The organism is Runella sp. R0.1_18, from assembly GCF_057652155.1.
On the sequence record NZ_JBYFCK010000002.1, the window covers coordinates 324,174 to 348,956 of the forward strand.

The 24,783-nt window shown below is 45.7% G+C and carries 23 protein-coding genes; 11 read left to right on the forward strand and 12 right to left on the reverse strand.

Going from position 1 to position 24,783, the window contains the following annotated elements; translation table 11 throughout:
- Positions 1-11 precede the first annotated feature (11 nt).
- On the reverse strand, positions 12-1,229 hold the full coding sequence (locus AC23P2_RS04175) for a carboxypeptidase-like regulatory domain-containing protein (RefSeq protein WP_487772032.1): 1,218 nt from the start codon (positions 1,227-1,229) through the stop codon (positions 12-14).
- Positions 1,222-1,803 (reverse strand): RNA polymerase sigma factor, encoded by a 582-nt coding sequence (locus AC23P2_RS04180; RefSeq protein ID WP_487772033.1) that lies wholly within the window; start codon positions 1,801-1,803, stop codon positions 1,222-1,224. The genes AC23P2_RS04175 and AC23P2_RS04180 overlap by 8 nt, the downstream gene beginning before the upstream one ends.
- A 307-nt stretch (positions 1,804-2,110) precedes the next feature.
- On the opposite strand from AC23P2_RS04180, the gene AC23P2_RS04185 reads away from it, so the two are divergent.
- Positions 2,111-3,964 (forward strand): vWA domain-containing protein, encoded by a 1,854-nt coding sequence (locus tag AC23P2_RS04185; protein ID WP_487772034.1) that lies wholly within the window; start codon positions 2,111-2,113, stop codon positions 3,962-3,964.
- A gap of 67 nt (positions 3,965-4,031) precedes the next feature.
- Here the strand turns inward: AC23P2_RS04185 and AC23P2_RS04190 are convergent, their stop codons facing one another.
- Entirely contained in the window at positions 4,032-4,670 is a 639-nt protein-coding gene (locus AC23P2_RS04190; protein ID WP_487772035.1) for a porin family protein, read from the reverse strand.
- A 235-nt stretch (positions 4,671-4,905) separates the two neighbouring features.
- A complete protein-coding gene (locus AC23P2_RS04195) occupies positions 4,906-5,616 on the reverse strand; it encodes an SDR family oxidoreductase (RefSeq protein ID WP_487772036.1) in 711 nt (236 codons plus the stop codon).
- A 63-nt stretch (positions 5,617-5,679) separates the two neighbouring features.
- Between AC23P2_RS04195 and AC23P2_RS04200 the strand changes: the two genes are divergently transcribed.
- Complete coding sequence (locus AC23P2_RS04200; RefSeq protein ID WP_487772037.1) at positions 5,680-7,191, forward strand: sulfatase family protein; 1,512 nt, start codon at positions 5,680-5,682, stop codon at positions 7,189-7,191.
- A 3-nt stretch (positions 7,192-7,194) separates the two neighbouring features.
- Here AC23P2_RS04200 and AC23P2_RS04205 read toward each other — a convergent pair whose 3' ends face one another.
- A complete protein-coding gene (locus AC23P2_RS04205) occupies positions 7,195-7,782 on the reverse strand; it encodes a methyltransferase family protein (protein ID WP_487772038.1) in 588 nt (195 codons plus the stop codon).
- Positions 7,783-7,998: 216 nt separating this feature from the next.
- Here AC23P2_RS04205 and AC23P2_RS04210 point away from each other — a divergent pair, with 216 nt between their 5' ends.
- Complete coding sequence (locus AC23P2_RS04210) at positions 7,999-9,537, forward strand: serine hydrolase domain-containing protein (protein ID WP_487772039.1); 1,539 nt, start codon at positions 7,999-8,001, stop codon at positions 9,535-9,537.
- A gap of 322 nt (positions 9,538-9,859) precedes the next feature.
- Positions 9,860-11,317 carry an ATP-binding protein gene (locus tag AC23P2_RS04215; protein WP_487772040.1) on the forward strand — a complete coding sequence of 486 codons (1,458 nt, stop codon included), beginning with the start codon at positions 9,860-9,862 and terminating at the stop codon, positions 11,315-11,317.
- A gap of 277 nt (positions 11,318-11,594) precedes the next feature.
- On the opposite strand, the gene AC23P2_RS04220 is transcribed toward AC23P2_RS04215, so the two are convergent.
- Positions 11,595-11,831 (reverse strand): hypothetical protein, encoded by a 237-nt coding sequence (locus tag AC23P2_RS04220; protein ID WP_487772041.1) that lies wholly within the window; start codon positions 11,829-11,831, stop codon positions 11,595-11,597.
- Positions 11,832-11,917: 86 nt separating this feature from the next.
- Here AC23P2_RS04220 and AC23P2_RS04225 point away from each other — a divergent pair, with 86 nt between their 5' ends.
- From AC23P2_RS04225 to AC23P2_RS04235, 3 genes are all read left to right on the forward strand, one after another.
- The gene (locus AC23P2_RS04225; RefSeq protein WP_487772042.1) at positions 11,918-13,261 is read left to right on the forward strand and encodes a Gfo/Idh/MocA family protein; all 1,344 of its coding nucleotides are present in this window, start codon (positions 11,918-11,920) and stop codon (positions 13,259-13,261) included.
- A gap of 89 nt (positions 13,262-13,350) precedes the next feature.
- Positions 13,351-14,517: an AIR synthase related protein gene (locus AC23P2_RS04230; protein ID WP_487772043.1), complete on the forward strand. Its 1,167-nt coding sequence runs from the start codon at positions 13,351-13,353 to the stop codon at positions 14,515-14,517.
- A gap of 17 nt (positions 14,518-14,534) precedes the next feature.
- Entirely contained in the window at positions 14,535-14,783 is a 249-nt protein-coding gene (locus AC23P2_RS04235) for a DUF4926 domain-containing protein (RefSeq protein ID WP_028525809.1), read from the forward strand.
- A 17-nt stretch (positions 14,784-14,800) separates the two neighbouring features.
- Here the strand turns inward: AC23P2_RS04235 and AC23P2_RS04240 are convergent, their stop codons facing one another.
- Positions 14,801-15,214: a DUF3592 domain-containing protein gene (locus tag AC23P2_RS04240; RefSeq protein WP_487772044.1), complete on the reverse strand. Its 414-nt coding sequence runs from the start codon at positions 15,212-15,214 to the stop codon at positions 14,801-14,803.
- Positions 15,215-15,239: 25 nt separating this feature from the next.
- A complete protein-coding gene (locus tag AC23P2_RS04245; protein WP_487772045.1) occupies positions 15,240-15,548 on the reverse strand; it encodes a hypothetical protein in 309 nt (102 codons plus the stop codon).
- A 207-nt stretch (positions 15,549-15,755) separates the two neighbouring features.
- Here AC23P2_RS04245 and alaS point away from each other — a divergent pair, with 207 nt between their 5' ends.
- Entirely contained in the window at positions 15,756-18,407 is a 2,652-nt protein-coding gene (gene alaS, locus AC23P2_RS04250; RefSeq protein ID WP_487772046.1) for an alanine--tRNA ligase, read from the forward strand.
- Between the two features lie 466 nt (positions 18,408-18,873).
- On the opposite strand, the gene AC23P2_RS04255 is transcribed toward alaS, so the two are convergent.
- Genes AC23P2_RS04255 through AC23P2_RS04265 form a run of 3 tightly spaced genes read right to left on the reverse strand, consistent with a single transcriptional unit; the run spans position 18,874 to position 20,919 of the window.
- Positions 18,874-19,521 carry an NAD(P)-dependent oxidoreductase gene (locus AC23P2_RS04255; RefSeq protein ID WP_487772047.1) on the reverse strand — a complete coding sequence of 216 codons (648 nt, stop codon included), beginning with the start codon at positions 19,519-19,521 and terminating at the stop codon, positions 18,874-18,876.
- Positions 19,522-19,533: 12 nt separating this feature from the next.
- Complete coding sequence (locus tag AC23P2_RS04260; RefSeq protein ID WP_487772048.1) at positions 19,534-20,493, reverse strand: pirin family protein; 960 nt, start codon at positions 20,491-20,493, stop codon at positions 19,534-19,536.
- A gap of 51 nt (positions 20,494-20,544) precedes the next feature.
- The gene (locus AC23P2_RS04265; RefSeq protein WP_472489851.1) at positions 20,545-20,919 is read right to left on the reverse strand and encodes a DoxX family protein; all 375 of its coding nucleotides are present in this window, start codon (positions 20,917-20,919) and stop codon (positions 20,545-20,547) included.
- A 119-nt stretch (positions 20,920-21,038) separates the two neighbouring features.
- Between AC23P2_RS04265 and AC23P2_RS04270 the strand changes: the two genes are divergently transcribed.
- On the forward strand, positions 21,039-21,401 hold the full coding sequence (locus tag AC23P2_RS04270; protein WP_472489849.1) for a winged helix-turn-helix transcriptional regulator: 363 nt from the start codon (positions 21,039-21,041) through the stop codon (positions 21,399-21,401).
- Positions 21,402-21,413: 12 nt separating this feature from the next.
- On the opposite strand, the gene AC23P2_RS04275 is transcribed toward AC23P2_RS04270, so the two are convergent.
- Positions 21,414-22,424 (reverse strand): sterol desaturase family protein, encoded by a 1,011-nt coding sequence (locus tag AC23P2_RS04275; RefSeq protein WP_487772049.1) that lies wholly within the window; start codon positions 22,422-22,424, stop codon positions 21,414-21,416.
- Between the two features lie 202 nt (positions 22,425-22,626).
- Here AC23P2_RS04275 and AC23P2_RS04280 point away from each other — a divergent pair, with 202 nt between their 5' ends.
- Together AC23P2_RS04280 and AC23P2_RS04285 are read left to right on the forward strand one after the other, a co-directional pair.
- Positions 22,627-23,196 (forward strand): serine protease, encoded by a 570-nt coding sequence (locus AC23P2_RS04280; protein ID WP_487772050.1) that lies wholly within the window; start codon positions 22,627-22,629, stop codon positions 23,194-23,196.
- Between the two features lie 57 nt (positions 23,197-23,253).
- Positions 23,254-24,783 carry a flotillin family protein gene (locus AC23P2_RS04285; RefSeq protein WP_487772051.1) on the forward strand — a complete coding sequence of 510 codons (1,530 nt, stop codon included), beginning with the start codon at positions 23,254-23,256 and terminating at the stop codon, positions 24,781-24,783.

Here is a 24,783-nt window from a genome sequence, read left to right on the forward strand (position 1 = left end):
TCCCATTGCCTTTAAAACCTAAATGCCTGCGTTTTTCTTTCTGATTGTGGCTTACCTTTTTTATAGGTCGGACTCCATTTTTCTCCCTGTTTGAGGATGCGAACGGCCTCCTCAAACAGCTGACCATTCGCTCCGTTTTTGTTCTCAAAATCACTTAATTCTCCCAGCTCGTTGACCGTAAATGCTACAACTACTCGTCCACGAGGGCCTTGGGGATTTTGTTTTAAAAAAGCGTCAATTTCCCCTTGTATATAGTCCGAATACGCTTTTGAAGCCTGAGCAACTTTGGGCTTTTGAGCACGTTTGCTGTTGCCTGTAACTACTACCTCACTCAGTGCATTTTGCTCTGCTTTTAACAAAACTGGGGCTAAAACCGAATCTTTCACCGTGATTTGGGCAGGAGCAAAACCGATAGCACCAATGCTTACGTTGTCATTGGGGCGCACACCTCGCAGCAAAAACGTTCCGTCGGTAGCCGAAGAAGTCCCTCGGTTGCTACCTTTCACCGAAATGATACTTCCTGCGAGTGCTTCTTGAGTTTCGGCATCCAGTATTTTGCCTCGTAGCGTAAACGTATCAACTAGCAACGCCGCCGCAGGAGCCGACGCGATTCGACTTTTCGCCTGCGCGGGTCTCGCGGCCAATTCCTGCGCAGAAACTGCGGCGACTTCTTCCGCCTTTTTTTCTTCTACAATGCTTGCTGCACTACGCTCTGCTGGCTCGGTTTCCAACGCATCTTGGGTGGGAGGCGCGGCGGCCACTTGTTCTTGGATTGGTTTTTGAGCAAGCCTTTGGGTGCTGGGTTTGGCAGAAAGTGGGATCTGTTTTTCTGCTAAAATAGGCGCACTTTCAGGAACAGGAGCCGACGGCAATACCGTCTCTGCCACGGTTTTAGCCGTTGATTCGGGTAATTCTTGCCGCTGCACCAACCACCAACCTAACCCCACGGCCATGACCACCGCCGCTGCCGAAGCGTAATAGTAAGGTATCAGTCGGCGTTTTTTAGGCGTCACCCGCTCTTGAAGCCGCTGTTGCAACTCCAATAACGCGGCGTTTTGATTTACTTTGGCCGCTTTGAGTGCTAACAAACCTTCTAAGGTTTCATCGACTTGTGGGTTTTGTAATGCCTCTTTTTCCACCTCATGTTGTTCTTGAGGCGTCAATGCTCCAGCTACGTATTTTTGTAGGTGGTCGGTAGAAGGCGTTGTATGTTGTTTTGATTTAGCCATGTTGTTTGCCCTCCATGCACAGTTTGAGGTTTCGCTTACCGTTTTGGAGATAACTTTTGACTTTTGAGAATGCAAAACCTGTCTGGTCGGCGATTTGTTGGTAGCAAAGTTGTTGAAAATAAAACAGTTCGACGCTTTTGCGCTGTTCAACGGCCAGTGTTTGCAGGCAATCGCCCAAATCCGACAATTGCGTTTCAAGCGTCGCGTCGGTTTCAGGGACTTGTACCACGAAGGTTTCGTAGGCTTCATGTTCAAATAGCCCCTCATCGCCCACTACCACGCGCTTCGCGCGCAATTGCATCAAACAATGATTACGCGTTACGCTGTGCAGCCAGCTTTTGAAGTTGCGCACTTCGCTGATTTTTAACTCTTCTATCAACTGCTCAAACACCTGCATGACGGCGTCTTTTGCGTCGTCTTCGTCACGTAAGTACTTGAAACATATCGCAAAAACCATATCCATGTGGCGTTCGTACAATTCGCCCAAGTCAGTGAGATTACCCGTTCGGCGGTATTCCGAGAGGTAGTCTGCATCGGTAAGAGCTGTTTTTCGGCGAAATAGTTTTAAGAACAAGTCTTTCTCGTCGTTTTAAGTAGTGAAAAATTACAAGATACTAGGGAGATACCCCTTTTTATTTTTGAGGGGCGTAGCCCTAACATCATCGTAGAAATAATAAAGAATACACAGTCATTAGAAAGGGGCGTTAGCCCTGAAATTATTCTATGTGAAAAATCTAGGTGAGCTATGTGGTTATCACATTCGTCCCCCCTCACAAGCAATAGATGAGCGAATAGGTAAAATTCCACAAAAAAATTTCAAAAACTTTTATGGAATCGGGCAAAGGATTGCATCCATTGGTTGAAACTAACAAATCACAACCATGAAAACAAATCTTTTTTGCCTGATTTTAAGCGTATTTACATTGTTTGCTTGCGCTCAATCTACGCCCGTTACAGTCACGGGCACTGTACTCGAAGAAGGTCTTCTGACCCCTATTTCAGGAGTAGCAATTGTTATTAAGGGAACAAACAAAGGCACCACTACGGACGTCCACGGGCGGTATTCGCTGGCAGCTCGCAAAGGCGACAAGCTGGTTTTTAACTTTGTTGGCTATCAAACCGTCGAACGCACGATCGGCAAAGATTCGGTGGTGAATGTCAAGCTCAAAGTAGCTCACGATGCTTTACAAGAGGTCGTGGTAACTGGCCTCAGCAAGCGTGCAGCAAAAAGCGCGGCAGCACCCGCTTCGTCTTTTGCATTGATGGGTACTCCTCCCGCCATGCAAATGGACTTCAATGCCGAAGAATACAAGGGCATTAACGAAAACGGTTTTCATAACCCTAAAAACAACCCACTTACTACGTTTTCGATTGACGTAGATCGGGCGGCTTACAGTAACGTGCGCCGACTGTTGAATTTGGGACAATTTCCCCAGAAAGACATGGTGCGGGTGGAAGAAATGATTAACTATTTTGACTACGATTATCCGCAGCCCAAAGGCGAACACCCCGTGGTGCTTCAAACCGAACTGTCCGATTCACCTTGGAACAAAGGCTTGAAACTGCTCCACATAGGTTTGCAGGCTAAAACCATTCCTAGCGATAACCTGCCTGCGTCGAACTTAGTGTTTTTGGTGGATGTATCGGGGTCGATGGGGATGCCCAACAAATTGCCTTTGGTCAAAGAAGCCTTCAAATTATTGGTTAATCAGCTTCGTCCTAGTGACCGAGTTGCGATAGTGGTCTATGCAGGAGCGGCAGGAACTGTTCTACCCTCTACCCCTGGTAATCAAACTTCTACCATCAAAGATGCGTTGGATAACCTCCAAGCGGGAGGCTCAACGGCGGGCGGCGAGGGTATCCGATTGGCCTATAAAATTGCCCAAGACCATTTTATCAAAGGAGGGAACAACCGCGTCATTTTGGCCAGCGATGGCGACTTCAACGTGGGGGTTTCGAGCGAGGGTGAATTGCAACGATTGGTCGAAGAAAAACGTCAAAGCGGCGTCTATTTGAGTGTTCTGGGTTTTGGAATGGGCAATTACAAAGATAATAAAATGGAAACCTTGGCCGACAAAGGCAACGGGAATTATGCGTACATCGACAACCTCCAAGAAGCGCAAAAGGTATTTGTACACGAATTTGGCGGGACACTTTTTACCGTTGCCAAAGATGTAAAACTACAGTTGGAATTTAATCCACGGTTTGTCAAAGGCTATCGCCTCATCGGTTACGAAAACCGAATGTTGAACAACGAAGACTTCCACAACGATAAAAAAGATGCGGGCGAAATGGGAAGCGGCCATACCGTGACGGCCTTGTACGAAATCATTCCTGTGGGGGTGGAAAGCGCTTATTTGAATAAGGTAGATGACCTAAAATACCAAAAAAGTGCGGAAGTGACCACTTCTTCGGACGAGCTGGTAACCATCAAACTCCGCTACAAACAACCCGATAGCGAGACAAGCCGCCTTTTTGAAGTTCCTGTTGCCAATACTAGTATTCCTTTGGCCAAAACATCCGACAACTTCCGTTTTGCGGCAGCGGTAGCCGAATGGGGGCTATTGCTTCGCAGCTCGGAGTTTAAAGGTGAAGCATCTTATGGTCACGTTATTGACCTTGCCAAAGGAGCTATTGCCAAAGACCCAGAAGGCTATCGCACCGAATTTGTGCGCTTGGTCAAATTGGCTCAGTCGTTGGATACCTCCAAAACAATTGCTAAAAAAGACGAATAAAAAAATGCCCGTAGGTGGGCTTATCGCCTGCCTACGGGTCATTTTCAGCCACTATATAAAACCTAACCTATCTAAACTTTCCTGTGCTTGGAGAATAGTTACCCAGTGGAAAACTTACGCCGACGTTGAGTCCCCAAGAGCGGTTGTGTACATCTGAAGCGTTTGTCATCACGTTGGTAAGTCCAATGTTGTAACGCACATCGGCGTTGAGCCATACTTTATTTTTGAGGGAATAGTTGAGCCCTGCGCCCAAAGCTGCCCCTGCATCTACGCCTTTGTAAGCCCGTGCCGCCCCTTCGGGGTTGATATTTACGTTGCTTTCATTGACGGCTTTGACCAAAAATCCAACGTAAGGGCCTGCCATCAATTTGGGACGAAGCGCGTTGCCACGGCCATTGAGATAATACGTTCCCATAATAGGCACTTGGATGTAATCGAGGTGTCCTTTTGAAGCTCCGTTCCCAGACTCCCCCCCAATTCGTGAATACAACAGTTGTCCATTGACGCCTAAACGGCTTTCTCCGCTGTAGTTGATAAAAATACCCGCCGAGTTGCCGACTTTCCAGTCGTTATAAATAGGGTGATTGGTCAATCTCGAAAAATTCACCCCGACAATCGGGCCAAAAGAGACGTTTTCTTGGGCAATTGCCTGTCTTCCTGTTGAAATTAAGGCAATTATTAAGAGGAAATAAGCACTTCTTTTCATGGTTTTGAGTGAGTTTTTTTGGTTGCTCTTTGCCTTAAAAACTCTATTCCATGCTTTTCTAAAAATAGGTTCGCCCAAAAACGGGGAAAATTTTCCTCATTTTTGGGCTGGTTTGTGGGGAAGTTTTCAGTTAACGGGGGTTGTGAGCAACCCCTTACTCGGGTTTTGAGAAAGCCGAGTCGCTACTTAAGCCCATTTTCAAATTACCTAATTCTCAAATTGTCACATTAAAAAACTATTTCGGCATTGTGGGCCGTACTTCGATTTTGCTTGGGAGGGTACGGGGATTCATTTTCAACAAATCCACCACAATTTGCCCAATGTCTTCGGGTTGAATCTTCCACGCATCTTTTTCGGAAGGCTCATGATTATTAAAATGCGTTGCTACCGAACCTGGCATAATGGTGGTTGCTTTGATACCAGCGCTACGCACGTCCATCATCACCGCCTGGGTAAAACCTACCAAGCCAAATTTGCTGGCATTGTAAGCCGAGCCGTTGGCAAAAAAGTTGATACCTGCCAAACTCGCAATCGTAATCAAATAGCCTTTCGATGCCTTGAGGGCGGCCAACGACGCCTTCGTGCTGTAAAATACCCCCGTAAGGTTGATGTCAATCGTTTCTTGCCATTGTTCGAGGGTCAATGTTTCGATAGGGGCAAAATGACCAACACCCGCATTGGCAACGAGCACGTCGAGGCGTCCCCATTTTTCCAACACCTGATTCACCGCAGCTTGCTGAGAATCAAAGCTTCGCACGTCTGCTACGATTCCTAAAGCCGCTCCCTCTTGCAATTGATTGAGTTGTGCTGCTACCACTTCTACCGTTTCTGCGTTGCGACCCGTTATGGCCACTTTGTAGCCTTCTTTGATGAGCATTTCGGCCACACCCAGGCCAATTCCTTTCGTTCCTCCCGTAATCAGGGCCGTTCTTAGTATTTCTTTCATGGTTCTTACTTTTTCGTGTATCGCAATTATTTATTCGTTTCTCAACAACACCATCTCCCTCAAATGAAATCCCGAATCGCCCTATTTTTAGTCGTTGGCCTTGGTATTTTACCCCAATGGTTCCTACAAGCTCCTCCCTCCAAGCCCAACATTATTTACATTTTGGCGGATGACATGGGGCAAGGTGACGTGTCGGCATTTAACCCCAATGCGAAGTTTAAAACACCTCATTTGGACCAATTGGCCGCCGAAGGGATGCGTTTTACGGATGCCCACTCAGGCTCGGCGGTGTGTACGCCCACGCGTTACGGGATTTTGACGGGACGATACTCGTGGCGGAGTAAACTTAAAAAAGGCGTGACGTGGAGCTACGATTCGGCACTTATTGAAGACAAACGTTTGACGGTAGCTTCCTTTTTGAAGCAAAATGGTTATCAGACTGTTTGCGTTGGCAAATGGCATTTGGGACTCAATTGGGCACCCAAAAATGACCCCGTTGTTCCCGTTGATTTTTCTCAGCCCGTCAAAAAATCGCCCAATGAATATGGGTTTGACTATTCGTACATTATACCCGCGTCGCTCGACATCCCGCCTTATGTGTATGTTGAAAATGGCCGCGTTACGGCCCAACCCAACCGCGAAATGGAATCTAAAACACAGTACGGATGGTGGCGTAAAGGCCCAACGGGGGCTGATTTTAAGCACGAAGAGGTGTTGGCGACCTTCGTTCAAAAATCGGTTGATTACATACAAAGCCGTACGTCGGCGGAGCCATTTTTTCTTTATTTGCCCTTGGCAGCCCCCCACACGCCGATTTTACCAACGGGCCAATGGAAAGATAAATCGGGGCTGAACGAATACGGAGATTTTGTATTGATGGTGGACGATGTCGTTGGACAAATCCAGCAGGCACTTCGCCAAAAGGGAATGGACAAAAATACCCTCATCATTTTTACTGCGGACAATGGCTGCGCGCCTTACGCGGGTACCGAACTCATGGAAAAGGCTGGGCATTTTGCCAGCAATGGATTTCGGGGCTACAAAGCCGATAGTTACGAAGGAGGGCATCGGGTGCCTTTTATTGCCAAATGGGCGGGGCATATTAAGCCCAACGCAACATCAGACCAAACGATTTGTTTAACCGATTTTATGGCAACCTGTGCGGGGATTCAGGGTAAAAAACTTCCCCAAAACGCGGGCGAAGACAGCTACGACTTGGGGCCTATTTTGTTTGGTAAAAAAACAACCAAACCTCTACGGGAGGCAACTGTTCATCATTCGGTAGAAGGGATGTTTTCCATTCGGCAAGGCGATTGGAAGCTGATTTTGGATGCGGGTTCAGGCGGCTGGAGTTTTCCTAAGCCTGGCAAAGATTATCAAGGTTTGCCCACGGTACAACTCTATCATTTGAAAAAAGACCCTGCCGAAAAAACCAACCTGTATGCCCAATATCCCGAAAAAGTAACGCAACTCAAAGCCTTACTCCGCAAATATATTCAAGACGGACGCAGCACACCAGGAATGCCTCAGCCGTACGTTGAAAGCGCATCTTGGCCAGGGTTGAAGGGTTGGTAGGGGTTAAAATAATTTCGGAAACAGCATCGCTACTCGGCGGCGATACTCCACGTAGGCGTCTCCAAACTCGCACACAAGTTTTCGTTCTTCATATACAATGCCAATACGAATATAGACCGTAACACAAATAGCCATAATCAGAGATTGGAGGGTAGATTCGTGCAAAAAAAGACCCCATACGGCCAAAATAGTACCCGTATATAACGGATGCCGTACATAACGCAGCAGCCCACCTGTCCGAAATTCGTTGGGTGTAGCCAATGAAGAAGGCACCGAGATTCCCAAAAATTCGCGTAAGTCATACCCTCGCAGTGCTTTCAGAGCAATAAGTGCACCTATCCAAAATAAGGTGATTGCAAGTCCATCCACCCACCACTCGGCGGCCCAGAGACGTTCTTTGGGGAGTAAACGTTGGTACCACAGCAGCCCTATCAATAGCCCAACTGCCAGTACGTTGTACAGCAAGCGATAGTGGCGGAAAAGTCTCCCTAGTTTTTGTTCAAAAATGTGTTTGACCTTTGGACTTGCTAAGGCGCTGTGTATGAATCCATACGCTATCCAAAGGGAGATTTGTAGTAGATAAAGTTTCATTGAATGAGCGTTACAAATAGCACACAGAAAACACAGATTGGATAGATTCAAGCCCAATTTCTTACTTTATCCGTAATAATCCGTTACATCTGTTCAATCCGTGTGCTGATAATGATAAGATTTAACCATTGAGCGACAAAAATTGGTAGAAGCCTAGCATAGTTTCGGCGGTTATCACTATTTTCGACGTCTATCCAACGCAAACAACGAAAACCAGTGAAAAAACTACCTTTTCTTTACTTTCTCCTAATTAGTTATTGTTTTGGCCACCAGGCCGCTGCGCAGTCGTACAAGCCGCCTGTGTTCACCGACCCCGATCGGATGAAAAAAATTGAGGCGGTGCTGCCTACCATTGATAAAATTTACAAAGAATACGCCGAAAAAAATCATTTCCCAGGATTTACGTACGGGGTGGTAGTCGATGGAAAACTGATTCATACAGGCACGACGGGCTACACCGACATTAGCAAAAAAATCCCCGCTACCACCCAATCGCTTTTCAGAATTGCGTCCATGAGCAAGAGTTTTACGACGATGGCCATTTTGCAATTGCGCGATGCGGGTAAACTCAATTTGGACGACCGTGCGGATAAGTATATCCCCGAAATGAGGAACACAAAACTACTTACGGCTGACGCGCCCGCCATTACCATTCGCCATCTACTGACGCACGCCGCAGGTTTTCCCGAAGATAACCCGTGGGGCGACCGTCAGTTGGCCGATACCAATGAAGAGTTATTGAAGCTGATTCAAAGCCCCATTGCTTTTTCAAATACGCCAGGGGTCGCTTACGAATATAGCAACTTAGGAATTACGCTTTTGGGCTATATTATTCAAAAGGTTTCGGGAAAAACCTACCAACAGTTTATCAACGAGTCTATTTTTAAACCACTGGGCATGACGCATACCAAATGGGAGTATGCTGAAGTACCCGCCGATAAACTAGCCCACGGCTACCGTTGGCGCGACGGACAGTGGACAGAAGAAGCCCTCCTCCACGACGGCGCGTGGGGCGCAATGGGTGGGCTTATTACTTCAATCGACGATTTTAGCAAGTATATGGCGTTACACTTGGCGGCTTGGCCTCCCAAAAACGATACTGATGCTAGTCCTCTCAAGCGGAGTTCGATTCGCGAAATGCACCAACCTTGGAACATCAGCGGCTTTTCCCCTCAGTTCAAGTACGCGACGGGGCGTCCGTGCGCTACGGTTTCCGCCTATTGCTACGGGCTCAACTGGATGCGTGATTGCGAAGGACGCGAGTACGTAGGGCACAGCGGAGGACTCCCAGGTTTTGGTAGCAACTGGCGCATTTTGCCTCAATATGGCATCGGCGTAGTGGCTTTTGCCAATGTTACTTACGCCTCCACCGTCCCGATTAACCTGCAAATTTTGGACACGCTCATCGTAAGTGCCCAACTTAAACCCCGTCAATTGCCTGCTTCGGATGTTTTGAAACAACGCCAGCAACAGCTTACTCAACTGCTACCTAACTGGCAAAATGCGGAAAGCAGCGGCCTTTTTGCCGAAAACTTCTTTGCGGATTACTCGTTGGAAGCCCTCAAAAAAGAAGCAACGGGGTTGTTTAACAAAGCGGGTAAAATTATCAGCGTGAAAGAAATTGTTCCCGAAAATCAGCTTCGGGGTCGTTATCTTATCGAAGGGGAGAAGGCCACGCTATGGGTGTCGTTTACGCTTACGCCCGAAAGTTCTCCGTTGATTCAGGAATATCATATTGGGGAGGTGAAGAAGTAGAAAAAATGGTAATTTGTCAGGATTTTGACGAGTGTCTAGTACTGCAATAAGGGCGATTGTATCTTCCCAGAAAATAGGCATTTTAAAGTGATATAGCCAAGTCTATAATACTTAAATATCTTATGGCAGTATTTTTTATATACTTTAGCAAAACTAGATGGAATGCAAGCTAAAAATAATGTCGACTTGTTCCACATCGGGCACTAATATTGGATTAAGTTCGTATTTGAAATTAACTAGCCATTGAACAAATAGTAGAAGTTGAGTGTATTAGTGATAGCATCTATTGAAAGTTAATAAAACTGATGGAGAAAAGTAATAAATGAAGGCTGTTTCAAAGTTCAATACACAAATTACACTAGACTTTCTTCAAAATAAGAGAGAAAACCAATACTTTGAGCGTAAAGGTTTAGGTGAAAAAGATATAAATCCCACCAAAATAGCAAATGAACTGATTGGGATGCTCAATGCAGATGGCGGTGTTTTGGCTTTTGGAGTATCTAATGATGGTTCCATTCAGAACTTAAAGGTATTAGAAGAAAAACTCAGTGACTACAGAAATCTGTTTGTTGACCATATAGAACCGCATGGGAACATTAAGCTCGAAGAAGTTGAAATAGAAGGTAATCTGATTTTTCTATATCATGTAGATCAAGACGTTGAGCGTATTTTTAAGCGTAAAGATAATGAACAAATTTTCCTGAGGATTGATGACCGAAATAAGCAGCTAGACAGGGATGCTGTCCGAAGTTTGGAGTATGACAAGCAAATTAGAAAATTTGAAGATGAAATAGAGGCAGAATTCGACTTTGATGATCTTGATGTAAAGCTCTTGAACAGGTACAAAGAAAAACTTAATTATCCTGGAGATATCTTGGATTTACTTGTCAAAAGACACTTAGCAATACAAAAAGAAGGACAATATAAGATTAAAAAGGCGGGCGTGTTACTGTTTGCCAAAGATCCTGAAAAATATATAACCTCTGCATCGCTTCGTTATATTAGATATGAGGGTTTAGAAGCACAGGTTGGTACCGAACATAATGTGGTGAAGGATGAGCGATTTGAAAATAATATCCCCTGGATTATTGATTCTGTAAAGAAATTTCTAAAAGCAACCTTAAAAGATTATTTCTTTTTAGATTTAGAAACAGGTCGTTTTAATAAAGTGCCTGAATATCCAGAGGAAGCATGGCTAGAGGCTGTTGTAAACGCCTTATGCCATCGTTCATACAATGTGCAGGGAAATGCCATTTATGTCAAACATTTTGACGATAGGCTAGAGATTTCTAACAGTGGCCCCTTACCAGCCCAAGTAAATGTAGAGAACATCAGAACAGAAAGGTTTTCAAGAAATCCAAGAATCGCCAGAGCTTTGGAGGATATGGGATTTGTAAGACAATTAAACGAAGGCGTTTCTAGAATATATCAGTCAATGGAAAAATCTATGCTTTCAATACCAGAATATGTTGAGAAAAACGGGAATGTATATTTAACGCTTCGAAATAAAATTAGTAAACACACCAAAACAATTTCAGACTCAATTCTTAAAACCATTCAGAATAATTGGTTTTCTTATAATGACACTCAGAAAAAGATTTTACAATATCTTTTTTATCATAACCAGGCTACTATCAATGAATTGGTAGATGTCACAGGGATTCATGAGAAGAATGTCAGACTTTACTTAAACCAGTTTATAGAAACGGAAAAAATCTTAGTTCGATTAAGTGCTAAACAAAGAGATAAGAATGCCAAATACGCCTTTAAGAAACTATAAAAGCTTTTAAGGAACGTATGCTTGTTTTTTTAATTGCCTGTATATCAGCAACTTTACATAAATAAAGAATGTTTGGTGCGAAATAAGGAACACAGATAAGCCAGGAAACTTAATATGAACTTCGTTCATCAATCCAAATCTTCTACCAAGCATCTGAAGCTTAGAAGTGTATTTATCTGTTAACAAATGGCAAACATTCAGAATAAAAAATACTGGGTGAGAAATAGCTGTTTTGTAAAAGTTAGGGCAGGACTTTCGTGACTATGAAACGCGAAATTCAAACTACTTTCCTGTTCATTCGATTTCTAACATCTTCGTGAGAAGATACCCGTCCTTCTGATAAGTCATTCAGGCCACGTTGGATTGATTGAATTTGAACACCAGAAAGCCCCTCAAAAAAATCACCTTTTACTACTTGATTGGATAATAAATTTAACCAATCAAGTAGTGTTTTTTCGTCTTCTACTTGCTCTATGAGTTTGTGAAGTTCTGTTTTTAGTTCGATTACTGACATATCTTAATCGTTTGATGGTAAATATAAGTAGCTAAGATTAGATTATCTATTTTATCTCCTTTTTTCTAAAAAAACACACACCCCCTATGCAAACGTCCCGCAGAGATTTCATTCGTTCGGCTTCGGTGGCTACTGGAGCTAGTTTATTCTCTTTTACCCCCCTCGAATTACTGGCAAGCCAACGAAAACGCGTCTCTGCCAACGACAAATTGCAACTTGGTGTGATTGGATGCAAGGGCATGGGGTGGTCTGATTTACGCTCACACCTGCAAATGAGTGAGGTCGAGTGCGTGGCCTTGGCCGATGTCGATCAGAGTGTTCTCGATCAGCGGGCGGCTGATGTACAAACCGCGCGGGGAAATCGCCCTCAGTTGTACAAGGATTACCGCAAAATGCTCGAAAACAAAGACATCGACGCGGTGATTGTAGGCACTCCCGACCATTGGCACTGCTTGGCGTTGACCGATTCATTGGCGGCGGGCAAACACGTTTATTGCGAGAAACCGCTGGCTAATTCGATTGAAGAATGTAATATCATGCTCGCTGCGGCCAAACGGGCGGGTAAAATTGTCCAAATCGGGCAGTGGCAACGAAGCGGCTCCCACTACGAAAAGGCGATTGAGTACGTTCGTTCGGGAAAACTCGGAAACATTCGTCTCGTAAAAGTATGGGCGTACCAAGGCTGGATGGAACCCGTCCCCGTTAAGCCCGACAGTGCGCCACCCGCAGGCGTAGATTACGACATGTGGCTTGGACCCGCCAAAAAACGTCCTTTTAACCCTAATCGTTTTCATTTTAATTTTCGCTGGTTTTGGGACTACGCGGGAGGGTTGATGACAGACTGGGGCGTCCACGAAATCGACATTGCCCTGTATGCCATGAATGCTAAAGCGCCTAAATCGGTCATGGCTTCGGGCGGCAAATTGGCTTATCCCGACGACGCTTCTGAAACCCCCGATACGCTCCAAACTGTGTATGAATACCAGGGCTTTAACATGCTTTGGGAACACGCGACAGGCATCGACGGCGGTAACTATGGCCTCACCGAAGGGATTGCATTTATCGGAAACAACGGCACACTTGTACTGCACCGTGGTGGCTGGTCGCTGCACCCCGAAACCCAAACCAAAAATGGGATCAAGTTGTACAAAATTGAGGATATTCCTGACCAAGCGCGCAACGGAGATTACCTCAATGAGCATACCAAAAACTTTGTACAAGCCATCAAAGACAACAATCCTAAATTGTTGAAATGTGGTATCGAAACGGGAAGTGTGGCTGCAATCAACGCCCACATGGGGAACATCGCTTACAAAACAGGCCGCAAAGTGTATTGGGATTCGACAACGGGAGCGTTTAAAAACGACCTAGAAGCCAATGCCCTGATAAAGGCGCATTACAATAATGGTTGGCAACTCCCGAAAGTATAAAAAACTTTCCGCAAGCTCAAAAGCCCGTTAGGGTTAGAAAATGAGGTGTAAAGTTGGTAACTTTGCGCCTCATTTTGTTTTTCAACTCCATGACAGAACGTTACCTACAACGTGGGGTGTCGGCCTCAAAAGAAGACGTACACCGCGCCATTGCTAAGCTCGATAAAGGACTCTTCCCCAAAGCTTTCTGTAAAATCGTCCCTGATATTTTGGCAGGTGACCCCGAATACTGCACCATTATGCACGCCGACGGAGCAGGTACTAAAACCTCGCTGGCGTATTTGTATTGGAAAGAAACAGGTGATTTGTCGGTGTGGCGTGGCATTGCGCAAGACTCGATTGTGATGAATACCGACGACCTCATTTGCGTAGGAGCAACGGGGCCGATGCTCATTTCGTCGAGCATTGACCGTAACAAAAACAAAATTCCTGGGGAAGTGATTGCCGAAATCATCAACGGCACGGAGGAGGTGTTGGAAATGCTTCGCAATCACGGCGTTGAGATTTACAGCACAGGTGGCGAAACGGCCGATGTCGGCGATTTGGTACGTACCATCACGGTCAACAGTACGGTGATAGCGCGTATGAAACGTTCGGAAGTGATTTCAAATGACAACATCCAAGCGGGAGACGTGATTGTAGGGCTGGCGTCATTTGGACAGGCTTCATACGAAACTACCTACAACGGAGGCATGGGAAGCAACGGACTTACGTCGGCGCGTCATGATGTGTTAGATTCTTACTTGGCATCAAAATACCCCGAAAGTTTCGACCCAGAAGTCCACAGTGCCCTTGTATATAGTGGTTCAAAACGCCTCACGGATGCCGTCGAAAATACGCCTGTTAACGTCGGTCAATTGATTCTTTCGCCTACGCGTACCTATGCTCCGTTTGCCAAAACGTTGTTGGACGAACTTCGCCCGCAGATTCATGGCATGGTACATTGCAGTGGTGGTGCGCAGACGAAGGTGCTCCATTTTATTGATCATTTGCACGTTGTCAAAAATAACCTTTTCCCCATTCCGCCGCTTTTCAAGTTGATTCAAGCCGAAAGCGGAACAAGTTGGCAGGAAATGTACAAAGTGTTTAACATGGGCCACCGCCTTGAAGTATATCTTTCGTCGGAACACGCCCAACGCGTTATTGAAATTGCACAATCGTTTGGCATTCAGGCTCAAATCATCGGCTATGTGGAAGCCAACGAAGGCAAAAAAGTAACGGTTCAGAGTGAGTTTGGAGAGTTTGTTTATGAGTAGAGGGAGGCTCGTTTAAAATGAAATTTCAATTATTTTCGACTGTTTTATTAGCCCATGACTTGCCACAAATGGGTTTTTGTAAGGGGGATGTGGGAACGGTTGTTGAATACATTTCATCTACTGATTCAACCCCAGAAGGGTACATTGTGGAGTTTTTCGACAATGAAGGACAAACCATAGACGTAATACCTGTACTGGAGTCTGAACTTATTTATCCACACTCTCGAATGGTCGTAAATTATCGTGACTTAGAAAATGTGGCCTAAGAGAACTGAAGTTTAGCTTAACTCCTGCTAATTTTCAAACCTACTCCCATAAAAATAAGCCCAAATACGGCCAAAACAGCCGCTAGTCCCCATAGTTCCCAGAACCCTGCGATTTTAGCATTCGCAGGGTTTTGTTTTTCGTATAAAATACTCACTTGTTCTCCGTTTTCGTAAGCGGGGCGGCCCCTGCCCGTATCCGACCGAAACGTCATGCGCTTGCCGTCCGCCGTCTGAAATTCGACAACGGGATAGTAGCTCCCTTTTCCTTTTCTCGATTTTACATACACCGACTCCACAACTGTCCCCGTGGCCGAGACCGCCTCTTTCACAAATTTTTGGTCGTTTTGAAACAACATCCACGCCCCAATCATCATCACAACCCCGATGGCCGCAAAAATACCTCCACCTACCCGATTTGACGTTTTTTTCATCGCCCAGATAATAGATTAGTAACCCCTATTTTGGCTTTTGAGGTAGCACATTTTTCTTCAATGGATTGGGCATTCGATAGCGGTACTTGCTCTCCTCTCCTTGGGGAGTAATGGGCATCGCATTGGGCATGGCATCGTCAGACTGCGCGATGAGCACAGGCATATTGTCCACCCGTGAGTAGGCTACCGTTGAATCGCTGGAATAGCGAAACATGGGCACAGGAGTTACCTGCTTAATCGGGGGTAATTGTTTAGAAGGAACTTTCAATTGCAGTTGCTGTGCCCAAAGCACATGCACACCAAACACCAGGGGAATAAATAGCAGTTTTTTCATGGCAAGAAGTAGTACGTTGAACAGAAACAGTTGTGTGTCTTTTACGCAAGTTAATCAAAATCAAAGCACAATCTGAAAGCTACGGCATTTTTCTGTAATTTTGCAGCCCAATTCACAGCTAAGGTTGATATTCCAAAAAACGAATGTAATCGCTGTAAACAATGGACTATCGACTGTGGACTATTGACTATAAACCGTAAATCGAAGATGACTTCTCACGAAATCCGCCAAGCTTTTTTAGACTTTTTTAAGAGTAAAGGACACCTTATTGTGCCGTCGGCACCGCTTGTTGCCAAAAACGACCCCACGCTCATGTTTAACAACTCGGGCATGGCGCAGTTCAAAGACTTTTTCTTGGGCAACGGCACTCCGCCGAGCAAGCGTATCGCCGATACCCAAAAGTGCTTGCGCGTGAGTGGAAAACACAACGACTTGGAAGACGTAGGTTTTGACACCTACCACCACACGATGTTTGAAATGCTCGGCAACTGGTCGTTTGGGGATTACTTTAAAAAAGAAGCATTGGAGTGGTCGTGGGAATTGCTCACTGGCATTTATAAGCTTCCCAAAGACCGCATCTACGTGTCGGTATTCAAAGGCGACGAAAAAGACGGCGTGCCCTTTGACCAAGAAGCGTGGGACATTTGGAAGGCCATTTTAGGTGGCGAAGAGCGAATCATTTTAGGAAATAAAAAAGATAATTTCTGGGAAATGGGCGACGTAGGTCCTTGCGGCCCGTGTTCTGAAATTCACATTGACCTCCGCGACCAAGCCGAAGTGGATGCGAAGCCTGGCAAGGAACTCGTCAACGCCGACCACCCGCAAGTAGTCGAAATTTGGAACAACGTATTTATGCAGTTTGAGCGCAAGGCCGACGGGTCGTTGATTACGCTTCCTGCCAAACACGTTGATACAGGCATGGGCTTCGAGCGCCTTTGCATGGCCATTCAAGGAAAACAGTCGAACTATGACACCGATATTTTTCAAAATACCATTCAGGTAATTGAAAAAATGTGCGGCAAAAAATACGGCGTAAGTGGAACCCTCAACACCAGCGATTATACCGACATCGCCATGCGCGTCATCGCTGACCACCTTCGGGCGGTGAGTTTTGCCATTGCCGACGGGCAACTTCCGTCCAATGCCAAAGCAGGCTACGTGATTCGCCGCATTTTGCGCCGCGCCATTCGCTACGGCTACTCGTATTTGGGCTTTACGGAGCCTTTTATGTGTCAATTAGTACCTGTTTTGGCCGAACAATTCAAAAACGTATTCCCAGAACTCAAATCGCAAGAAGAGTTTGTGACACGCGTGGTGTTGGAAGAAGAGAAGAGCTTCTTGCGCACCTTAGAATTGGGAATCAAGCGCTTCGAGTCGCTTAGCCCAACGGGAGGAGTCATTGATGGAAACATCGTATTTGAACTCTCAGATACGTACGGTTTCCCTGTGGATTTGACAGCACTTTTGGCGAAGGAAAAAGGCTATAAAATCGACGAAGCGGGCTACGAAAAGGCGTTGGCCGAACAAAAAAACCGCAGCCGCCAAGACGCTGCCAAAGAAGCCACCGACTGGGTAGAAATCAGTGAGGGGGGCGACTTTGAGTTCTTGGGCTATGACACCCTCGAAGCAACCGCCCAACTTATCAAATACCGCAAAGTAAAAACCAAAGCGGGCGAAGAATACCACATCGTACTCGACCGCACACCTTTCTACGCCGAAATGGGAGGACAGGTAGGAGATACGGGCACGCTAGAAGTGATAAGCGATGAGAGAAAAGTGATAAATATCGTTGATACCAAAAAGGAGAATGATTTATTCATTCACATTTCTCGCGATAAGAATTTAGATGAACTACTCATCGCTCCTCACTCATCACTCATCGCTAAAGTGGACGCTCACCGTCGTCAGAATATCATGCGGAACCACACGGCTACGCACTTGATGTTGGCTGCGATGCGCCGCGTGTTGGGTACGCACATCGTTCAGAAAGGTTCGTACCAAAACGACGAAGTCACGCGTTTTGACTTTTCGCACTTTGCCAAAGTAACCGACGAAGAACTTTCGCAAATTGAAAACATTGTCAATGCCAAAATCCGCGAAAACGTGGCCCTTAAAACCCACGTCAATATTCCGATTGATGACGCCATCAAAATGGGTGCAACGGCAACGTTTGGAGAAAAATACGGTGATTTTGTCCGCGTCGTAGAGTTTGACCCCAATTTCTCAGTCGAGCTTTGCGGGGGTACGCACGTGCCTGCTACGGGCGAAATTGCGCTCTTTAAGTTTATCTCAGAAGGTTCGGTATCGGCAGGGGTTCGTCGGGTAGAAGCAGTAACGGGCGAAAAAGCACTCGAACTGTTGAACGACGAATTACGCATTACGAATACCCTTCGTGATATGTTCAAGGGGCAAAAAGACGTTGTCAAAGCCGTTGAAGGTCTTTTGGCCGAAAAAGCTGCTTTACAAAAACGCATCGAAGCCCTCGAAAACGAGAAGTTGGCGCAAGTAAAAGATGCCCTGTTGACCCAAGTTACCTCTGAGAATGGCATTTCTAGCCTCGTCGCTCGCGTGGAAGTACCGAACGCTGACGCCTTAAAATCGCTTGTGTATCAGTTGAAAGAACAATCACAAGCGCCATTCTTTATCGTTTTAGGAACGGTATTGGGCGGCAAACCACAATTGGCCGTAATGCTTTCCGACGACTTAGTAGCCCAAGGTAAACACGCAGGAAACATCGTGAAAGAGCTTGCCAAAGAGGTAAAAGGCGGCGGTGGCGGCCAACCTTTCTTCGCTACCGCAGGTGGCTCTGATGCCAGTGGCTTGGACGCTGCTTTAGCTAAGGCGAAAGGGATTTTGTAACGATTCTCAATCATAGCACGCCCCTGCTCTTGTTCGGATGAATGAGGGCGGGGGCGTTTTTGTTTGGTGTAATATCAGTTTACTCATTGATAAACAACCTTTTTAACCCACCAAAAGCATTTCAATAATCTTCAAATACCCGTTATCCTCAAACCCCATGCCTTTAGGCTGGGGCCTGTAAACAAAATCATACTCTAGGGCTTTAGCCCTGAATTTCTCGCATCTATATTCCAAAATTCAGGGCTGAAGCCCCAGCGTTGCTATGTTTATTCCTATCCCCAGCCTAAAGGCATGGGGTTATAGCAGTGTTGATCTTACAGCTTTGAATTCAGCGTAAAAGGCGGTGGCGGCCAACCTTTCTTCGCTACCGCAGGTGGCTCTGATGCCAGTGGCTTGGATGCTACTTTAGCTAAAGCCTAAAGCGAAAGAAATAACCTCTCTTGGATAAAGCATGGCTTGCAAAATATCAATACGCTGCCGTGAATCGCATCTGGTGATGCTTAGGATTTTCGACTTCATCGGCAATAACAACGGCTAAATCTTCTACGGAGAGAACATTTTTACCATTTTCATCCATCACAGGATAATCAGTCCCTAAACGGTATTTTCCAGTTCTTCCGACTGTAATGCCTTGGTGCATATCCATCGCTGGACTAAAAAACGCCCAGTCTAGTTCTGTTTCTTCTTTCAGTATATGATAATAATCTCTTGCCGCTTTAGCGCCAGGTACAAAAGGATTATCTTGTGGGAAAGTATCTACCAGCTGAGTACCGTTTGGTAAATACAAGCTTCCTGCACCACCGATGCTGATGAAACGTTTTACCCCCGATTGCTTTACGCCTTCTTGGATTGCTTTAGACCCCTCAATAAAATCTTCGTAAATAGTAGGGTTTGTCCAACCTGGGCTAAACGCATTGACGACCACATCATACCCTTCCAGCGCCGAAGCCAAAGCTGTTGTATCAGTGGCATCAATCGCCAAATAGGTAAAATTAGGGTGCTCAGATGACTGTTCTTTTCGGGAAATACCTGTTACTTCTATTCCCCTGTTCGCCAATTCGTTGGCAATGTTTTTTCCCACAAATCCAGTGGCTCCAATTACTGCTACTTTCATTTTGATTGTTATTTATCTGTTTACTCCATTTGTTTTGGCCAAGTCCCCAAATTTTCCTTGTTGAAAATCCATGTAGGCTTGTCTTACTTCTTGTTCATTGTTTAATACAAAAGGGCCATAAGCCATGTAAGGCTCGTTATTGACCGCCCCTCCTAAAACCAAAAGCTCAGATGCTGTTTTTGCTTTTAGCTGAATAGAACCTCCATCACGTTCAAAAAGAACGGCTTGACTCGTATTGACCTGAGTACCATTGATTTCTAGTTGCCCCGATTGAAGATAGACAAACGCGTTTTGCGAGGTCGCCACGGGCAGCGCTAAAGTCGCGCTTTCTTTCATTGACACATGCCAATAAATGACAGGCATCAATAGTTGGGTCTTGGATTTCACACCAAAGACTTCTCCCAAGATAACCCTGATTTTGGCGTTTCCTTTTTCTACAACTTCTATGTTTTCCTCTTTTACGTGCGTAGAATAAGGTGCTGATTTTTTCAGTTGAGACGGGATATTCAACCACCCTTGAAAGCCGTGAAAAACTCCACCGTTTTTAAAAAGCTCGCTGCCCGTTTCCTCCATGTGCAATGCTCCTTTGCCCGAGGTAAACTGAATAAAATCGCCCGCTTTATACTCAAAATCGTTATCCATGCTATCTCGGTGATGGGCATTGCCCTTCAGTAAATACGTAGTTGGAATAATTCCTGCGTGGGGGTGGGCATCTACCCTAAATGGAGCTCCTTTGGGCAACTGCATTTCAAATTCATCAATAAGGAAAAACGGAGAAACGTAGTTTTGGTAATCTCCCTGGATGATGTTTTTCAAACCCATTTCCCCCATACCACCCGTAGAGGCACTGATTATTTTGTAAATGGTTCGTCCTTTTGCGACCTGTGCTGAAGTAGTTTCGGGCACCAAATCATTTGCTAAAATTCCCATTGTCGTCATGATTGATTGCTTATTAAAGTCTCTTCTGTTCATGCTGTTCACGTAGTTAGGCGCATTTATGTCCCCCTAAGAATACCTAGTTGATTACTGCGCCACCGAGACACGTTGCAACTTATGGAAGTAGATATATGACACGATTAAGAAAACCAACGGAATCATCGGAGCCATGGCTAAACCTAAGCCATCTACCGTACCGTGGGCAATGATGCCCGAAACGAAGGTAATCATGAAGCCAACGTACGCCCATTCCTTCACTCTGGCAGGAATCGTAGGGATAAGTAAAATGAGAAGCCCTATAATCTTGAAAATTCCTAGCTCAATGCGGAAATAGTCAGGAAAACCTAAATGTCGGTATCCCTCGATAAATTGGGGGTTTGTAAAGTACATGAAGGCCGTAGTGGCTCCCGTAAGCATGGCTAAGGCCGTTGAAATCCAATAAATTGTCTTGTTCTTTTTCATCAGTAGTATTGTTTTTTGATGCAAATTTATAGTAACTTTGCTATACAAATTATAGTACTATACTATTGTATAGTGAATTTTAGAACTATACAATAGTATAGCACCCCAAATTTTTAGAGATGGAAATAGAACTTGATTTGAACGTAATTAAAGATTGTCCGCACTCTTTTGTGATGGCCGTAAACGATACCATGAATGTGCTAACGGGCAAGTGGAAGCTTCAGATTATGGCTTCATTGATTTTTGGAAAAAAGAGATTTAGGGATATTGAACGTGAAATCCCGAAGATTACCCCAAGAATGTTGTCAAAAGAATTGAGAGAATTAGAGCTGAACGGAATTGTCAAAAGAACCGTCCACGATACTATTCCAGTGGTTATCGAATATGAGTTTACCGAATCGGGCAGAAACATCAAAAGTGTACTAGACGCAATGGTCGAATGGGGTTTAGAGCACCGCAAGCGAACATTCGATCTTACCTAAAAAGTATTCGCGCTAGGCGACGGCTTCCTTCCCTTCCAAATATTCCTGCCGAACGACCGTAGAAGTGCGGTGGTTGCCGTCGGGGCTCCAGCCTGGAGGCATGATTGGATACAACAAAAACGCTTTGATACTGGGAGCGCTTGACATATCCTTGAGTAGCTCCCAAATTTCACCAAAATAGGTCTCCATAAAATTGCCCGAATCAATTTTACGCGTGATGCCGTATTCTATAGGGATGTTTTTTCGCTCCACTTGGTACGTACCAAATACCCTGTCCCAAATATTAAGAAAATTGCAATAGTTGGTATCCATGTACAGTGGATTACGGGCGTGGTGCACCCGATGATCAGAAGGCGTCAGGATGTATTTGCCAAAGAAAGGTATCTTTTGCAGCCCCAGCGTACCGTCTTTGAAAAGATTTTCTCCAACGTGGATAAACGTACCGTACGTGCCGTCAATAAACATAATGAAAAACAACAACTTAGGGTCTAACCCCGCCAAAATACAAATAGACGTACGAATGGCATCGGCATAAGGGGCTTCAAGGAAAAAGTGCGCGTGCGCCACCGACAGGTTCATATCTTCGGGCGTGTGGTGCGTGGCGTGCAGGCACCAAAACAGCCGCACTTTATGCCCCAAAAAGTGGTAAATAAAATGCGCAAACTCCCACACTACGTAGCCATAAAGCAACCAATACCACTTGAGCGGGGCATTGAAAGGAGCATACGGCTGTAGGGTAGCAATCATCCAGCCCGTTACGCCCAAAGAGATATAGCGAGAAATAAACCGATTGAAAACGTAAATGATAAAGTTGGTGCGGTAAACTTTGGTCTGCGGGTTTTTCTGGGCAATTCCTAACCCAAACTCAAACACCAACAACAGCGGAATCATCGGCCTCAAGGCCGTAAGGATGCCATCTAAGGTGCTAAACGCACTATAATCTCCACTACTGACAATCTTGATGATGCCGTTTACGCCTAAAAAGCCTAAAATTTCTTTGTAAAGGGTTTCCAAAATTTCCATGAAAGGGCTGGTTTACTAGCTACTCCCATAAGGACGGTCTTGGGGTAATTTACTGTGTTCTCAACCACTCATCACACACTTACAAGACGCCATCACGTGATTCCAAGGCGCGACCTTAAAATCATTTCTTCCAGCAGGGCGAGGTAATCTACCTTTGTACCATTATTTTTAAGTGATTCTTAACCTCTTAACGCTACCTGCTATGGAATTCCTACAGAATGCCGACCCTTTTGTGAAAGGGTTGTGGTACATTACGCTGCCTACTTCGCTCATTTTCCTGATTCAAACCGTTATGACGTTTGCGGGAAGCGATGCCTCCGATGGCCTCGATGCCGACTTCGACGGGGATGTTTCGCATACCGATGGGCCGTTCCAACTGTTTTCGTTCCGAAACCTGATTCACTTTTTGTTGGGGTTTGGCTGGACGGGGCTTGGCTTTTACGAACTCATTTCCAATCGGTTCGTACTCATCGTTGTGGCTACATTCGCAGGGTTGGCGCTGGTTGGAGTGTTTTTCTTTATTATCAAACAATTGCAAAAACTCAACCAAAACAACGTGATGCGGCTTGAAAATGCCATTGGTAAAACCGCCGAAGTTTATCTGACCATTCCTGCCTACCAAAGCGGGCATGGCAAAGTACACGTGAGCGTTCAAAATACCCTACGGGAGCTCAATGCCGTCACCCAACAAGCAACGCCTATTCCCACGGGGAGCGTCGTTAAAGTGACTGCTACTTTGCCTAATGACACCTTGGTGGTGGAGCTTTGCTAATTCTCTCTTTTTGCTAAACTATTTTCATTCATTTTTTAACTAAATCTCTTTACAACCATGACTCCATTGATTACCATCGCAGTGATTGCGGTCGTTATTTTCGCCACCATTACCGCCCTTCTGGCGCGTTACAAGCGCTGTCCTTCAGACAAAATCCTCGTCATCTACGGACGGACGGGCACCAACAAGGACGGTGGCACTTCCTCGGCGCGCTGTATTCACGGCGGGGGTGCTTTTGTGTGGCCTGTCATTCAGGATTATGCTTTTTTGGATCTAAAACCGATTTCTATTGAAGCCAATTTGACCAATGCCCTTAGCCGCCAAAACATCCGTATCGACGTTCCGTGCCGTTTTACAGTAGCTATTTCTACCGAAACCGATAGCATGAACAACGCCGCCGAGCGCCTTTTGGGACTTTCGATGCAAGACATTCAGGAACTGGCCAAGGATATTTTGTTTGGACAACTTCGCTTGGTGATTGCGACAATGACCATCGAAGAAATCAACTCCGACCGCGATAAGTTTTTGACCAATATTACGCAAAACGTAGAGGCCGAATTGAAAAAAATAGGCTTAAAATTAATCAACGTCAACGTAACCGACTTGCGCGATGAGTCGGGGTACATCGAAGCTCTTGGAAAAGAGGCCGCCGCCAAAGCCATCAACGAAGCCAAAATCAGCGTAGCCGAACAAGAAAAAGTAGGGGAGATTGGGAAAGCCCTCGCCGACCGCGACCGCGATACCCGCATTGCCGAAACGCAGCGTGAGCGCGACATTCAGATTGCCCAAACCAAAAAAGACAAGGAGGTGGTCATTGCAGCGACTCTCCGCGACGAAGCCATCGGAAAGGCCGAAGCCGAAAAAGATACGCGTATTAAAATTTCGGAAGCCAACTCCATCGCTGTACGGGGGGAAAACGAAGCCCGAATCACCATTGCCAACTCCGAAGCGCTCCGCCGTGAGCGCGAAGCGGAAGCCAACCGCCGCGCCAACGCCGCCGAAAAAGTACAACAAGCGATGGCCCTGGAAGAATCCTATTTGGCCGAGCAGAAAGCCGAAACTGCGCGTGCTGAACGCGAACGCTCGTCGCAATTGGCCAACACGATTGTCCCTGCCGAAATCGCCAAACAACGCGCCATTATCGAAGCGCAGGCCGAAGCCGAGCGCATCCGCGAAAAAGCCAAAGGGGAAGCCGACGCGATTTATGCCAAAATGGAAGCCGAGGCAAAAGGTTTGTACGAAATCCTGACCAAACAAGCCGAGGGCTACAAAGAAGTAGTGCAAGCCGCAGGTGGCGACCCGTCGAAAGCCTTCCAGTTGTTGTTGATTGAAAAACTTCCTGAGTTGATACAAATTCAAGTAGAAGCCGTGAAAAATATCAAAATCGACAAAGTGACAGTTTGGGACAATGGCGGGAGCAACGGTGAGAACTCATCAACCGCCAACTTCATCTCTGGAATGATGAAATCTGTTCCTCCACTTAATGACCTTTTCAACATGGCAGGTTTGAACCTTCCCGATTACCTAAAAGGCAAAGAGGCAGACGAAATCCCAACCATCAAACTCCCAACCGACCCTAAATCATAA

Bases quoted from the DNA above. Each gene is read 5' to 3' on its own strand.
- AC23P2_RS04220 (WP_487772041.1), bottom strand. From the start codon at position 11,831: ATGTCAGTAATCGAACTAAAAACAGAACTTCACAAACTCATAGAGCAA.
- AC23P2_RS04255 (WP_487772047.1), bottom strand. From the start codon at position 19,521: ATGAAAGTAGCAGTAATTGGAGCCACTGGATTTGTGGGAAAAAACATT.
- AC23P2_RS04245 (WP_487772045.1), bottom strand. From the start codon at position 15,548: ATGAAAAAACTGCTATTTATTCCCCTGGTGTTTGGTGTGCATGTGCTT.
- AC23P2_RS04205 (WP_487772038.1), bottom strand. From the start codon at position 7,782: ATGAAACTTTATCTACTACAAATCTCCCTTTGGATAGCGTATGGATTC.
- AC23P2_RS04175 (WP_487772032.1), bottom strand. From the start codon at position 1,229: ATGGCTAAATCAAAACAACATACAACGCCTTCTACCGACCACCTACAA.
- AC23P2_RS04280 (WP_487772050.1), top strand. From the start codon at position 22,627: ATGGAATTCCTACAGAATGCCGACCCTTTTGTGAAAGGGTTGTGGTAC.
- AC23P2_RS04185 (WP_487772034.1), top strand. From the start codon at position 2,111: ATGAAAACAAATCTTTTTTGCCTGATTTTAAGCGTATTTACATTGTTT.
- alaS (WP_487772046.1), top strand. From the start codon at position 15,756: ATGACTTCTCACGAAATCCGCCAAGCTTTTTTAGACTTTTTTAAGAGT.
- AC23P2_RS04275 (WP_487772049.1), bottom strand. From the start codon at position 22,424: ATGGAAATTTTGGAAACCCTTTACAAAGAAATTTTAGGCTTTTTAGGC.
- AC23P2_RS04215 (WP_487772040.1), top strand. From the start codon at position 9,860: ATGAAGGCTGTTTCAAAGTTCAATACACAAATTACACTAGACTTTCTT.
- AC23P2_RS04270 (WP_472489849.1), top strand. From the start codon at position 21,039: ATGGAAATAGAACTTGATTTGAACGTAATTAAAGATTGTCCGCACTCT.
- AC23P2_RS04230 (WP_487772043.1), top strand. From the start codon at position 13,351: ATGACAGAACGTTACCTACAACGTGGGGTGTCGGCCTCAAAAGAAGAC.
- AC23P2_RS04265 (WP_472489851.1), bottom strand. From the start codon at position 20,919: ATGAAAAAGAACAAGACAATTTATTGGATTTCAACGGCCTTAGCCATG.
- AC23P2_RS04225 (WP_487772042.1), top strand. From the start codon at position 11,918: ATGCAAACGTCCCGCAGAGATTTCATTCGTTCGGCTTCGGTGGCTACT.
- AC23P2_RS04260 (WP_487772048.1), bottom strand. From the start codon at position 20,493: ATGAACAGAAGAGACTTTAATAAGCAATCAATCATGACGACAATGGGA.
- AC23P2_RS04190 (WP_487772035.1), bottom strand. From the start codon at position 4,670: ATGAAAAGAAGTGCTTATTTCCTCTTAATAATTGCCTTAATTTCAACA.
- AC23P2_RS04195 (WP_487772036.1), bottom strand. From the start codon at position 5,616: ATGAAAGAAATACTAAGAACGGCCCTGATTACGGGAGGAACGAAAGGA.
- AC23P2_RS04200 (WP_487772037.1), top strand. From the start codon at position 5,680: ATGAAATCCCGAATCGCCCTATTTTTAGTCGTTGGCCTTGGTATTTTA.
- AC23P2_RS04235 (WP_028525809.1), top strand. From the start codon at position 14,535: ATGAAATTTCAATTATTTTCGACTGTTTTATTAGCCCATGACTTGCCA.
- AC23P2_RS04240 (WP_487772044.1), bottom strand. From the start codon at position 15,214: ATGAAAAAAACGTCAAATCGGGTAGGTGGAGGTATTTTTGCGGCCATC.
- AC23P2_RS04285 (WP_487772051.1), top strand. From the start codon at position 23,254: ATGACTCCATTGATTACCATCGCAGTGATTGCGGTCGTTATTTTCGCC.